Source organism: Nocardia sp. NPDC047648, assembly GCF_040642815.1.
GTDB lineage: Bacteria > Actinomycetota > Actinomycetes > Mycobacteriales > Mycobacteriaceae > Nocardia > Nocardia gamkensis.
This window is the reverse complement of sequence record NZ_JBEYSX010000025.1, coordinates 1-12,703: the sequence shown is the minus strand read 5'-3', so window position 1 is coordinate 12,703 and position 12,703 is coordinate 1. Positions and strand designations below refer to the sequence as shown.

At 68.5% G+C, this 12,703-nt stretch carries 9 protein-coding genes; 3 read left to right on the top strand and 6 right to left on the bottom strand.

Annotation, left to right across the window (positions count from 1 at the left end):
* The 3 genes from ABZ803_RS33565 to ABZ803_RS33555 form a co-directional block, all read right to left on the bottom strand.
* A complete protein-coding gene (locus ABZ803_RS33565; RefSeq protein ID WP_357045599.1) occupies positions 1-372 on the bottom strand; it encodes a hypothetical protein in 372 nt (123 codons plus the stop codon).
* Positions 360-1,217, bottom strand: coding sequence for a phage Gp37/Gp68 family protein (locus ABZ803_RS33560; protein WP_357045597.1), 858 nt, complete (start codon positions 1,215-1,217; stop codon positions 360-362). The genes ABZ803_RS33565 and ABZ803_RS33560 overlap by 13 nt, the downstream gene beginning before the upstream one ends.
* Positions 1,218-1,311: 94 nt before the next feature.
* Positions 1,312-3,156, bottom strand: coding sequence for a DNA cytosine methyltransferase (locus tag ABZ803_RS33555; protein ID WP_357045595.1), 1,845 nt, complete (start codon positions 3,154-3,156; stop codon positions 1,312-1,314).
* 141 nt (positions 3,157-3,297) lie between these two features.
* Here ABZ803_RS33555 and ABZ803_RS33550 point away from each other — a divergent pair, with 141 nt between their 5' ends.
* Positions 3,298-3,627: a hypothetical protein gene (locus tag ABZ803_RS33550; RefSeq protein WP_357045593.1), complete on the top strand. Its 330-nt coding sequence runs from the start codon at positions 3,298-3,300 to the stop codon at positions 3,625-3,627.
* A 380-nt stretch (positions 3,628-4,007) separates the two neighbouring features.
* Here the strand turns inward: ABZ803_RS33550 and ABZ803_RS33545 are convergent, their stop codons facing one another.
* Complete coding sequence (locus tag ABZ803_RS33545) at positions 4,008-4,247, bottom strand: hypothetical protein (RefSeq protein ID WP_357045591.1); 240 nt, start codon at positions 4,245-4,247, stop codon at positions 4,008-4,010.
* Between the two features lie 360 nt (positions 4,248-4,607).
* On the opposite strand from ABZ803_RS33545, the gene mobF reads away from it, so the two are divergent.
* Together mobF and ABZ803_RS33535 are read left to right on the top strand one after the other, a co-directional pair.
* Positions 4,608-9,344, top strand: coding sequence for a MobF family relaxase (gene mobF, locus ABZ803_RS33540; protein ID WP_357045670.1), 4,737 nt, complete (start codon positions 4,608-4,610; stop codon positions 9,342-9,344).
* 458 nt (positions 9,345-9,802) lie between these two features.
* Positions 9,803-10,396, top strand: coding sequence for a restriction endonuclease (locus ABZ803_RS33535; RefSeq protein WP_357045589.1), 594 nt, complete (start codon positions 9,803-9,805; stop codon positions 10,394-10,396).
* An 81-nt stretch (positions 10,397-10,477) separates the two neighbouring features.
* Here ABZ803_RS33535 and ABZ803_RS33530 read toward each other — a convergent pair whose 3' ends face one another.
* Together ABZ803_RS33530 and mobC are read right to left on the bottom strand one after the other, a co-directional pair.
* A complete protein-coding gene (locus ABZ803_RS33530; protein ID WP_357045587.1) occupies positions 10,478-12,442 on the bottom strand; it encodes a hypothetical protein in 1,965 nt (654 codons plus the stop codon).
* A gap of 13 nt (positions 12,443-12,455) precedes the next feature.
* The coding region (gene mobC, locus ABZ803_RS33525) for a plasmid mobilization relaxosome protein MobC (protein ID WP_357045585.1) at positions 12,456-12,703 on the bottom strand (248 nt) is incomplete at its 5' end.

The following is a 12,703-nucleotide window of genomic DNA, read 5'->3' as shown; positions in this document are numbered from 1 at the left end:
TTACAGCAGGACGCCCTGCTCGCCGGTCGGTTCGAGGTAGCGCCATTCGATGCGGGTTACCGAGCTTTCCGGGGTGCAGCCCTTGTGTGAGTTGCAGAAGAACTCGACGAATTCGGGCGGGGTCATCTCCGGGAAACCTTCGGCGAGGACCTCGGCCTGGGTGATCTCGTCGAGTCGTTCGCGGCGGGTCGAGAGGACCTGCACGTCGACGATGCGGACCAGCGGTTCGCCCCGGCGGCGGCCCATGACCTTGCGGCACAGGGTCAGCCGGGTACCGGGCGTCAGTGTGAGCCAGCCCATCCGGCGGGTGACGGTCTTGCGGCGCTCGCGTACCGCGTCCTCGGTCAGCGACACCGACATCAGCCTCGGCATGAGCTGCTCCTGTTCTGCGGGAATTCGTTCCAGATCCGGCCGTCGAGTTCGCGGCCGGCCGACTTCGGGGTGCGTCCGCCCCACTGCTTGAAGAAGAACGCCGTCCCAGCCGCTACGCACTGATCCCGCAGGTCGCGTACCCAGGCCGGGTCCATCGGCCGCGCGTTCGGCCCGGATTCGCCGCCGACGATGACCCAGTCGATCGCCGGTTCGGGCCGCCATTCGGCGCATTCGCCGCCGCAGGCGCATTCGAACCGGTCCGCGTCATCAGGCCAGCGGCACCCGCACCCGCCGGGGCAGCTGCGGGTGAACAGAAACCGGTCGAGGTCGATCGGCCCCAGCAGCGGCTCGCACGACAGGAACCGCACCGCGGCAGGTGTGGCGAGCAGGTCGGTGATGCGGTGGGTGACCGCGCCGTTCTCGACGCTGGTGCCCAGCCACAGGTTCGGCGGGAACACCAGACCGCGTTCGGCCAGCCGCCGCGCCCGCGACGGCCGTTTGGTCAGCACCTGGTAGGTGTGCTGCGGAGTGGCGGCGATGACGTCGAGCACCGCCCGGACGAAGTCCTCGCTGACGCGGGCGTGGAACAGATCCGACATGGAGTTCACGAACACCATGCGCGGACTCCGCCACCGGTGAGGGATCTCCAGCGCGTCGGGGTGTTCGGTGACCGCGAACCCGGGCCCGGAGGTGCGGGGGTCGCCGTCACGCTGGTACTTCGCCGATCCCATCGACTTCAACCGTTTGGACATGGTGAGCGCGTAGCAGTTGTCGCACCCTGCGCTGATGCGGTCACAGCCGGTGACCGGGTTCCAGGTGACGTCGGTCCATTCGATCGCGGTCATTTCAGGTTGTGTCCTGTCTTCTGGTGGTAGATGGTCTGCTGAAGATCCGGTGCGCGGGGATCACGGCTGGCCCCGGCAGTCGGCGTCGTTACCCTCATGCGATCGCCTCTGCGGTGTGCAGCACCGCACGCAGCCGTTGCCCGATCCAGGCACCGACCGCCGGGGAGACGGCGTTGCCGAATCCGTCGACCTGGTCGCGTGCGGTCCCCCAGACGACGAACTCGCCGGTGTGGCCGGGGAAGTCGGTGTCGAATCCGCAGCCGCGGCCCACTTCGTGGGCGGCCATCATGCGGAAGTAGCAGTCCTCCAGCGCGAGATCGGCCAGCGCAGCTCGCCATCCGGCGGTGAGAAGGCCCGTGGTATCGCGGGAGGTCAAGGTCCCGAACGGGTCGATGATCGGGTGTGGTGCGGTCTCGGTCCCCGAGGGCCCGTTCTGCTTGTACCAGCCGCCGAACAGCAGGGCCTGCGACGCGGACGCGGTGATGGTGCCCAGTGGGTCCGCGACCGGGTGGGCGCGGTACTTCGCTTCGTTGATGGCGCCGTTGTTCTTGATCACCCCGGCGGCGGTGAGCACGCCGGGGATCTGCTCGGAGGTGACAGTCGGCATCGCTTCGGCGTAGGTGGTCGGCAGCGTGTTCTTCCGGAACGGCACCACTCCCGTCGAGAGCAGACTCAGCGTCTGCGAGCCGCCCTGGGTGGGCAGCGGATCACCGGCACCGCGCGGTGCGCCCTGGAAGTTGTTGACCGCGAGCAGCACCGCCTTCTCGTGGGTGGAGGTCACGGTGTCCATCGGGCGGCTCAAGTGCTGGCCGTCGCCGTTGTGGCGGTGTGCGGCGAACACGTGCCCGGTCGACAGCAGCGCGGTTTCCTGCTGGCTGGTCTGGGTGGTCAGGGGCTGGCTCAAGGTTCGTTCGGTGCCGTGCACGCTCTTGGCGGGCATGAGGATCGCCGGGAATTCGGCGAACTTCGCTCGGCAGCGTTCCGCGCGCGCCATCGTCGCGGGCCGCAACGGGCGCTTGCGGTCCCCGATCCGGGTGCCCAGGTTGCTGAGGTCCAGCGCGTGCAGTGACGGTGTCATCGTCGGCACGACCTCGCGGTGGCAGCGCGGGCACCGGTAGTTGTACTGGGTGCCGTAGCGGACCGCGCCGGTCGGCGGCACACCGGTCTTCCACGACCACACCGCTTCCACGACCTCGTCGCAGTGCCCGCACCGCGCCACCGGCCGATGATCCAGGTCCGGCGCTGGGAGACGGCGATCCCAGAAAACGATGTACAGACGATCCCTGCTCTGCGGTACCCCGAAGAACATCGAGTTCAGATACAGAATCTTGTGCTCGTAGCCGAGGTTGCCGAACGCGCGCAGCCACCACCGGTACGTCGACCCGTCACCGACCTTGCGGCGGCCCGGAATCGCCGGACCCCATGAGGTGAGTTCGGTCGTGCACTCGACCAGGATCATGCGCGGACGATTCCGATCCGCGTAGTGCAGCACGCAATTGGCGGTCGCCCGGTCCCGCTCGGAGCGGGTCACGCGATCCTCGTAGTCGGGGTCGTCGAGGTCGAACAGGCTCACGCCCTGCTCGTAGGCCTTCTGCGTGTTCGCCTGACTGTGGTTCACACACGACACCCCCGCCACCAGCAGATCCGCGGCGGGCAGGTCTCGGGCAGAGTGATAGTCCGCCGCATCCGGATCGACGAGGTCGGCGATCCAGTGCTGGGCGTGCGGGTGGTTCGCCTCGTGGACATCAACTTTGTAGGTGTTGTGGTTGGCCGCCAGGATCGTGGTGAATCCGGCCATCTCGATTCCCCTGGTCAGGCCACCGAACCCCGAGAACAGGTCCACCGCCACCAGATCGTCGTGGCGGAACCGGCGACGACGAGTCGCGGGCCGATGTGTAGCGGTGCGCGGCCGCGTCCTGGTCAAGTCACGTCGGGACATGAACCCCTCCTTGCAGTTTCAAAACTGTGCAGTAATAAAACTGTACAGTGCGACTCGGTGGACTGCTACAGTTTTGACACTGCAAACCTGTCCTAGACTCGTCGGCGATGCCGTGAAGCCCTGACAGAAAGCGACTTCCGAATGCCGCCCGCCCCGAACCGAACCCGGCTGGTCGAAGACCTCGACCTGGCGGACCGATCCGCGCAGATCCGCCAGGCCCGCGCCGACGGCGAGCAGCTCCCCGCCGGCCGCCTCCTCGGCCTGCCGGAACTGCCGAACGGGGACATGTGGGTCGACATCGCCGGGGTCGAGGCCATCACCGAAATCCCCTCACGCACCGTCACCGGCTGGTTGGCGCGCGGCGGCCCGAAGAAGGCCCCCTTCCCCGCCCCCCACCGCATCCTGTATCGCCTCTACTGGCCGTTGTCGGTCCTCGAGACCTGGCACGAGGACTACGCGCGCGGAGCCTGACCGGCCTCGCGCCACGGACATAAGAACAGACGGGAGAGGTCCCACACTGGCATGCGGCGCGGCACGCGGAGGCGTCCGAGATCGCGCCGCCTACGCTGGATAGGCCCGTGGGGTCCAGCGCCGCCGAATCCGGCGGTAAGCGACCTACCGCAGATAGTTCTGGAGCCGGCACCGCCCATCCAGAGCATTCGCCCAGGTCGGCACCGGAGTTGTCGCACATGGTGTGCGGCTATGCGCGATAGCGTGCTAACGCCAGATTTCGCAGATTTGGACTGGCCGCTAGAAACGCCCCTGGTCAGAGCGTTATCCCGTTGGCTACCGCCAGATTTCGCGCTGATGGACCTCACGGGCCAACACATAGCCACTTGGCGCGGCGGAGCCTACGAGAACAGCACGATCAGGCCGAAGATCACCACTGCGGGCGGCACCAGCCACAGCCACCGCATATCCAGCGGTCGCGCCAGCTCGATGGCGCCAGCTCGCTCCAGCTCGACCAGGCGCTGGATCGCGCGCCGCTCCCCGGGTGTGATCGGCTGCCGGTGCGGGCAATACGAGACGTAGTGCCATCCGACCAGGCATTGCGAGCATCTGTACCGGAACGGGTACGGGTACTGGGTCATCGCCGCGCCTCCCCTGTGCCGCCGCGCGGGCCCGGCCTCCAGCGGGCGGGCACCGTCTCGGTGTGGTGAGCGTAGCGGCTCCCCCTGACCCGAATCGGCGAGTCGATCCCTCGGGGCCGCCGGACATCACGCGGCGCGGTGCGGTTCCAAAGCCGCCGGTAACTCACATCATCGGTGCTCACATCCAAATTCCCCACCCCGCAAACCCGTTGACATTCATACCCTGACCCCCTCCACGGCACCATCAGCCATTCACCTGCATCACCCCAAACCGCCTCACCTGCACAACCTCTCACACCTCTTGCACTGAGGTAACGAACAGATAACGAACAATGGTGCTGGCGTACCGTAGATAACGTGATGTCACTGGCGAAAATCGCGAGTGGCGATGGATACGAGTATTACCTGCGCAATATCGCCACCCACGACGCCGATGAGCGCGGCCCGCAGGCGCTTTCGGACTACTACAGCGAGCGTGGGGAATCGCCTGGCCGCTGGTGGGGTTCGGGCCTGGTCGCGGTGGATATCGCGGTCGGGGACGAGGTCACCGAGTCGCAGATGTGGGCGCTGTTCGGGCGCGGGTGGCACCCGAACGCCGAGGCGATGATCGTCGAGCGGGTCGCCGAACTACGCGCTGAGGGGATCTCGGCGCGCACGGCGAAGGCTTCCGCGCTGCGGGAGGTCGCCCGGATCGGGACGCCGTTCGCGAAGATCACCGTCGACGAGCTGTCCTACCGCGCCGAATGCCGCCGCGCCTACGAGGGCTGGAACATCTCCCACGGCCGCGATCGCGCGGCGCCGGTGCCTGATGAGGTGCGCGAGATCCTCTCGACCGAGGTCGCCGAAGCGATGTTCGCCGTCGAGTACGGGCGCGAACCGCTGACCGAGGCGGAGTTGTCGGCGTGGGTGGCCAAGGCCACCCGGCCCGCGGCGAAAGCCGTGGCCGGGTTCGACCTCACCTTCTCCCCGGTGAAGTCGGTGTCGATGCTGTGGGCACTCGCATCACCCGAGGTCGCCGCGAAGATCGAGGCCGCGCACCACGCCGCCATCGTCGACGCGCTGGAATTCCTCGAGGCGCACGCCACCTACACCCGGATCGGGCGCGGCGGTGTCGCCCAGGTCGAGGTCGACGGCCTGCTGGCGACGAGGTTCGACCACCGCGACTCCCGCGCAGGTGATCCCGACCTGCACGCCCACGTCGTGGTCTCCAACAAGGTCCGCCGCCGCGACGGAGGATGGGGCGCCCTGGACGGGAAGATGTTCTACCGGCACGCCGTGACCGCCAGCGAGATCTACAACACCCGCCTCGAACACCACGTCGAAACCGCGTTCGGTGGTGGCGAGTTCGTCGTGCGCGAGCAGCTCGACATGTACAAGCGCCCGGTGCGGGAGCTGGCCGGTGCGTCACCGGAGCTGGCTGCGGTGTGGTCCTCGCGTGCGGAGGCGATCACGACGAAGCTCGCCGACCTGTCGCGGAAGTTCCAGACCCGTCACGGTCGGGAGCCGGGTCCGAAGGAGTTGTGGCGCCTGGCTGAGGAGGCGACGCTGTCCACGCGTGGCGGCAAGCATCACGCCCGCTCCCGGGCCGAGCAGCGCGCCGACTGGCGCGCCGAGGCGGTGCGGGTACTCGGGAGTGAGGACGCGGTGGACGCCATGGTGGCGGGGATGTTGTCGCGGACTGTCCCGCAGCGGGACACTGCGGCCACGCTGGAGGTGAGTGAGCTGGCGATCGAGATCGTCGACACCGTCGCCGAGCAGCGCGCGACCTGGCAGGCCCACCACATCCGCGCCGAAGCCGCCCGCCAGCTACGCGGCCGCATCACCCCCCACGACTTCTCCCAGGCCCTCACCGAGGTCGTGGCCGCGGCGCTGAGCGATCCGCAGTCCATCCCCCGCCACGTCGTCGATCCGACCCCGATCGCTCTCGGGCTCACCCGATCCGACGGCACCAGCGTCTACACCACCGCCGAATCCACCCACTACACCTCCCCGGCCATCCTCGCCGCCGAACAACGACTACTGGCGGCCGCACACCTCGACGGCGGCCGCGTCCTCCCGGTCGCCGCGGTGGAGGTGGCGGTCGTCGAATTCGCCGCCAACGGCTACGAACTCAACCCTGGACAGCAAGCCCTGGTGCGGGCGTTCGCGACCACCGGGCAGCGGTTCCAGGTGGCGGTCGCCCCGGCCGGGACCGGTAAGACGACCGCCATGCGGGTGCTCACCAACGCCTGGACCAGTCAGGGTGGGAGCGTGGTCGGGTTCGCGCCGACCGCGAAGGCCGCCGGGCAGCTGGCCGAGGACTCCGGCGCACCCGCGCACACCGTGGACCTGCTGACCACCCTCGCCGAACACCTCGACACCGGTGCTCTCGATCCAGATCAGGCGCCGGAGTGGCTGCGCGCCATCGACGGCCGCGCTCTGGTGCTCATCGACGAGGCCGCGAAAACCCCCACCCTGAAACTCGATGCTGCGGTGCGGTTTTTGATCGGGCGGGGTGCGACGATCCGCGCGATCGGCGACGACCGCCAGCTCGCCTCCGTCACCGCCGGCGGAATCATCCGCGACATCGTCGAAACCACCGCCCCGATCACTCTCACTCGTGTGGTGCGCTTCGCCGATCACGGGGAGGCCGCCGCGAGTCTGGCCCTGCGCGACGGGGACCCGGCCGCAATCGCGTACTACGCCGACCACGACCGCCTCCACACCGGCACCCTCACCGAGGCCGTCCACGCCGCGTTCCGGGCCTGGCGGGCCGACTACGCCCAAGGCTTCGACGTCGCGCTGCTCGCCCCGACCCGCGCCTTGGTCACCGAGCTGAACGCCCTGGCGCGCGCTGAGCGTCTGGCCCGCGATGAACGGCTCGGCATCCCTACTGGCGCGGAGGTCGCGCTCGGCGACGGTCTGAGGGCGTCGGTCGGGGACATCATCACCACCCGCCGCAACTCCCGGCGCCTGCGGATCTCGGGCACCGACTACGTGCGCAACGGCTACCGCTGGGAAGTCACCGGCGTGCTCGACGACGGCCGCATCACCGCAACGCATCTCGGATCCGGACGCGCCGTCGTGCTGCCCGCCGACTACGTGCGCGAACACACCGCTCTCGGCTACGCCAGCACCATCGACTCCGCCCAAGGGCTGACGGTGGACCGCTGCCACGGTGTGGTCACCGGTAGCGAGTCCCGCGCCCAGCTGTATGTGATGGCCACCCGAGGACGCGCCGCCAACCACCTCTACGTCAACACCGCCACCGCGGTCGATGAGCACGCCGCCCACGCCTACACCGCCGTGCACCCGCCGACCGCACTCGACGTGCTCACCCGCATCCTTGCCCGCGACACCACCCAAACCTCCGCGACCAGCCAGGCCCGCGACGCGACCGACCCCGCCCGCCTGCTCGGGCCCGCTGTCGACGCCTACCTGCACGCGCTGGGCCACATCGCCCAAACCCGCCTCGGTGCCCAGCGCCGCGCCGAAATCACCGCCGCCGCCGAACACCTCGTGCCCGGCGTTACCGACGCCGATGCGTGGCCGGTGCTCGCCCAGCACCTGGCGCTGCTCGACCTGTCAGGCCGTGACCCGATCCAAGCCCTCACCGACGCCGCGCGGGCGCGCGAGCTCGGCTCCGCCGGGGATGTGGCCGCGGTGCTGGACTGGCGGATCGACTCGACCGGACTGCATTCCCAGCCCGGCGCGGCCGGGCCGCTGCGGTGGCTGCCCGCGATCCCTGCCGCGCTCAGTGAGGGCAGCCAGGATCACGCGCACCTGACTGCGCGCGCCGGGCAGATCACCGACTTGGCCGACCAGATCGCCACGCGGGCCCGCACCGCCGAGCAGGCGCCGATGTGGGCGGCGCAGCTGCGCGAGATCGATCCGCGTCTGGTCGCCGAACTCGCGGTGTGGCGGGCAGCCCACGACGTCCCCGACACCGACCGCCGACCCACCGGACCCGCCCGCTACCCGGTCGCCGAACGTCGCGAACAGGCCCGTCTCGACGCGGCGGTGGCCGACCGGATCGGTGACCTCGACATCCACACCCGTCGCTGGAATCGCTTCGCCTTGATGCTCGACCAACGCCTGCCGACCGACCCGTACTGGCCCACCCTCGCCGCCGAACTGTCCCGCGCCTACGCCACCGGAGTCGACGTCTACACCCACGCCCGCGCCGCCCACGCCCACCGCCCGCTACCGGCTGAACAGCCCGCGGCCGCGCTGCGCTGGCGCATAGCCGAGCACCTCGACCTCGACCGTGTCCCCGAATTCGTCGACCTCATCACCGAACTCCGCAACCAGAAACTGCGGGCCCTGCGGGATGCGGACCTCGCCCGTGAGGCCACCAAGCGCCGCGACCAGCTGCGGTACGCCAACCCGTGGGGCGGGCCTGACCGGCTCACCCGTGCGCTCGAACGTCGCGAGCAGCTGCTCGAAGACCATCGCCGCCGCGACGCCCAAGCCACCGACATCCACGCCGCCCGCGCCCTCGCACGCCAGCAGACCGAACACGCCCTCGACGAAGCCACCGCGCGCGCCGCCTGGCGAGCAGCACGCGACGATGTCGCAGCCCTGCGGTGGTGGCACAGCCGCCAAACCCGCCTCCAGCGCGCACAGGCCGCCACCGACGCCGAAGAAGCGCTCACCGAAGCCGCCGACCGCCACGACGCCACCCGCGCGCAACTCAGCGAACTGCGCGCCAGCATCGGAGCGCACGAATCCCTCTGGCCCCGCCTGCTCACCGAAGCCGCCGACACCGCCGCGCGAGACAGCGCTCTCGCCGCGGCCGATCGCGAGATCGCCGCCGGCCAACAAGACCGCGCCCGCGACGACGCCCGCCTCGCGCAGCGACGCGCCTGGGCTCAGGCCCCCGTCGACGAACAACAGCGCCGCGCCGCACTCCCACCCGACCAACTCGACCGGGAAAACCGCGCCCGCACCGAGATCCACGCCCAAGACAATCCCCCGCCCTCGCGCGAGGAAATCGCCGCCCAGCGCGCCGAACAACAACGCCAGCAGCGCGAAGCCAAGCGGCAACAACAGCGCGAGCGATGGGACACCCCGACCTACGACCCCGGGCACACTCAAAGCCCCGGATACGGCCTGTAAGACGCGGGTCGCCCCACTCAGGCTGCCGCGCCCTCCCTCACGGGAGGGCTTGCCACACAACCTCGACCGCACTGCAGGCCAGATCAGACCCCCCAGTCCTGGGCCGTTCTTCGGCACTTCTCCGTCCCGCCCCGAAGGGCTGCGTCGTCCTGACTCTCCCGTTGCCACCAGGGCATCCGCGAGGCATACTGTTGGCTTTGTATGCGCCGACTATGAAAACATACCGGTGGGTGCGGAATAGGTAAGACAGAGGATAAATGAGCCGCCCAAACTTGTGGGATAGCCGCCACTCTTACGTGGCCTAATATACCGAGGCTGCTCAAAAAACGGAATCCTACCCTCAGGATTAGATCATTTCGGTGCCGTAAGCCGAATTTCTGAATTTCCGGTTCGCAATCCGCTGGAGTTTCTCGGACACCCTTCTCTTCTCGACCTAATGGTCTGCGGAGGGGTGGTCTGTGGCTGACTTCACCGCCACCATCAGGCAGCACCTGGCGATGGCAGATGACCGCGGAAACCCGCCCCACGTGCGCGGACGCGCGTGCGAGATGGCGGTCGCACACATGTTTCGATCGGTACCCGGGTGCGAGACGGAGCTCAACCAGCTGGATTACTACCGCTCCTCAGAGGTCGATCTCATAGTAAGCAATGATCGTCACCCGAAGGGGCTACGCCTGTTACCGGAATTTTTTCTCGTTGAATGCAAGCACTACACCAAACCAGTCACCTCGATGGTCGTGCGGGATTTTCGCGCAAAAATCCAGGACCGCAATTGTGACCTCGGTGTGCTGCTCGCAGCCAACGGCGTCACCGGCAACGCGGTCGATCGGCGGGCCGCCTACCACGCCGCGACGTGCGCCTTGAATCAGCAAATCGAGATACTGCTGCTGACACGCGATGATTTGGCTGCACTGCGGTCCAGCGCCGATGTGGTACGCCTGCTACACGAGCGTCGCCGACAACTCAAGAGCAGCACCACCTTCCCCGATCTGCAGCGACCTCGCCACGCCCCATCACTGGCTCTGGACGCGGGGCAGCTGGAGCTGTTCTGAACACCTGCCGGATCACCGGGCCGCGAGCAGCGATCGCCGTAGACTGATCCATCCCCTGAGCAACAGGGACGCTGCCGTTGTTCAGCGCTCGAATCCGCGACCGCGGTCGTGGCCGTGGCGGCGTCCCGGTGGGGGCATGAACTTCTGCCAGTCCTGCTCGACATCGTCGGTCGCGTCGTCGATGTCGTCGTTCTCGCGCGGCTCGGCTGGATCGGGTTGGTATCTGCCCAATCTGGCGTACAACTCGCTCTGCTCGGCTGCGGCCTTGGCCGCCCACCTCCGCAACGGCGACACCGGTTCCTCGGGTGTCGATGCTTGGGCGCCCGCCGGTTCGGTGCGTTCAGCCACTACGGGTTCTGCCGGTGTGATGATGTGGCCGAACTCGTCGATCTCGGGGGCATCGGGGCGAGTCGCCAATGCGATACGCCGCTGTCCCCACTGCCCGGCCACCGTTTCGATCTTCTCGACCTGCCGCGCCTGGTCGACGGGACGGTCGGTTACCACCTTCGCGCGCGCGTGCGCCGCCCATCCCGGCGAGCCGACCGCTTTCATGTACTCCCGGCCCGGGTCGACACCGGCCGCGCGCAGATGGATCTCGGTCAGCGCCTGGCGGGCGTGCACAGCCATCGCCGCGGCCGCGTTCGCGCGCTCGGTCGCAGCGAGCATGTCCATGACCGTGAGCAGGCAATCGGTCATGGCCTCGATCACAGCGATATCGCTCGCAGCCTTCGACATGGGCGACCACAACATCCGCGACACCGCCCGCAGACCCGCCTTGTGTGGCGAGCGCGGGTCACGCTGGCGCGCTGGGATCTGCGCGGCGCGAGCGAGCTGGCGCGAGAGCTGATTCAACGGGCCCGGACGGGGCTCGGTGCTCATACTCGCGGCCGCGAACACCCCCGAGGTCTGGCCCGCGGCTTTCGCCCAGGCGTCGCGGTCCTCGACCGGGATGGTGCGCATGTAGGCCGACCACTGTGCCAACCGGGTGATCGCCTCACGCTCCGACACCGGATCCGGCGCGAACGACCGCCCGGACCTGGTGGTCATCGTGCGCCGCCACTGCGCCATCGCCGCGTCCTGCGCCTGCGGCGTCTCCTCCCACCCCGCCCACGCCCGCAACGCCTCCAGCGTGAGGTCTTTGGACAACCGGCCGCCGCCATGCCACAGCGAGGTCCGCTCACCACCGGTGTCGGGCGCCCGAAACGGCGGATACCGCACCGAGTACCCGCCGACCGTGTGCCCGCCCTTGGCGAACCGAGGTTTGACCATGATCCCGGCGCCGCGCAGCCCCTCGACGAACTCCGCTTCGGTGTCCGCAGCCGCCGCGATCGCCCGCACCTGACGGGCCAACAACTCCCGATCAGTAGCAGGGGAACCCCGCTCCGCGGCCCGCCGCAGTTCCCCCGGCATCACCCCGCGTTCGGTCCCGCCCTCCTCCCGCGACCACAACACCCGCAACCCGTGCTTGTGCTCCAGCACGTTCGCCGCCGCCTGCGACCGCCGCAAATCCCGGTAGGTGTCGATCAGGCTGCCGTCCGGACGCACCACGCTCAACGCCAAATGCACGTGATCGTTGCCGTTCTTCGACAATCCGTGCCGGATCGCGGTCCACCGCACATCCGGCACATCCTCAACCCCGATGAACCCCATCTCACGCAAGAAATCCCGCGAGATCGCAGCCCACTTCTCATCCGAGAGTTCACCTTCGGCAGCGGCCAACGCCAGCGAGCAATGCCACACATGCTCATCACTGGTCGCCGCGTCGAACGCCTCCGCCTTCGACATCCCCTCGGCCATCAACGCCTTGGCCTTCTTGTAGGAGGTCACCAGCACCGGCGCACCCTTCAACACCGTCTGACGCGAGCTGTCCAACAACCGCCCCAACTCCGCAGCCCGCGCCACGTCGATGCGGCCACCGAACACGCTCAGCGACACGATGTCCCCAGCGATCACCCGCTGATCGACGTGTTCGTTGAACTTGCCCGGCCCCGCCAGATACCGCACCAACCCGACCATGTCGGCGCCCTTGGAGATGTTCGGAATCACCGCCGCCCCCGGCTCACGCCGGATCGACCGCGTCGGCCCACCCGATCCCGCCAGCCTCGACGCGACGGTCTACCTCCGAGAGCGACAGCTCCGTCACCGCCGGGCCCTTGCCCACCATCGCGCGCGCGGCCTCATCCAACTGCAGACACACCCGCACCACCGCACCCAACGCGAACTCCACGCCCTCAGCGAAATCCCGGTCCTGATGGCTGTAGCGGGTCAACTGATTCAAGTTGTTGCCCACCCGACGTAGCTCGACAT